Raw genomic sequence first — 800 nt, forward strand, 5'->3', positions numbered from 1 at the left:
AATGATTTCTTCTACCATTTTGTTTCACTTTTCATGTGCTACAAAGTGGTCCAGTTTTTAAAGCGGTTAAAAACAGGGAAGTGGAATTCAGAGGACAATTTTATTATCATTAATACAATATGTAAACAGCAAAACAAAGAGAGAGGTCATTTGGGCAATTGATGAGCCAGAAGCTTTTTTACAAGCTGATTTACAAAAGAGTTTGTTTAATAAATTAAAGTATGAAGCATCAGAGAATCAAATTTTTATAACAACACATTCAAATTTCTTTATAGATCTAAATAACCTTGAGAACACTTTTTTATTCGCCGGAACAAAAGAAGTAAAAGAGTATTCTAGAAAACCTGATATGGTATTCTATAAATTAAACACAATAATTTTAGATGGTTCCGATTACGTTAAAGCGATGAAAATAAAAGAGCATTTTGGTTTAAAAAGAAATGATTCTTGGGAAATATTTCCCTTTAATATTGTAGTCGAAGGCCAGGAGGATAAAGACTTACTTGTTGTGTTGTTTGAAAAATTCAATATAACTGTGCCAAATATTTTAGTTGTAGGTGGTGTGGATAAGTATAAAGGATATCTACAATTTATTAATGATATGTGCTCTGATATGCCAATAAAACCAAAATTGTTAGTTTTATTTGATAAGGATGGTGGAGGAAGGAGTCAATATGAAAGTCTTAAAAATAAAAGTTATAAATACTTTGATACAGAGTGTAGGTCACTAGCCTCCGAAAGTTTTAATAAAACGTACAAAAACATAGTAGAAGCCCAATGTTTAGGTTAAAAAACAAAGA

The 800-nt window shown here is 29.8% G+C and carries 1 pseudogene; it reads left to right on the forward strand.

The window, feature by feature from the left end:
* Positions 1 to 82 precede the first annotated feature (82 nt).
* A pseudogene (locus JIV24_RS22220) lies at positions 83 to 790 on the forward strand (ATP-dependent nuclease); the annotation flags it as partial.
* Positions 791 to 800: the final 10 nt, after the last annotated feature.

It is taken from the genome of Carboxylicivirga marina, assembly GCF_016612505.1.
GTDB lineage: Bacteria > Bacteroidota > Bacteroidia > Bacteroidales > Marinilabiliaceae > Carboxylicivirga > Carboxylicivirga marina.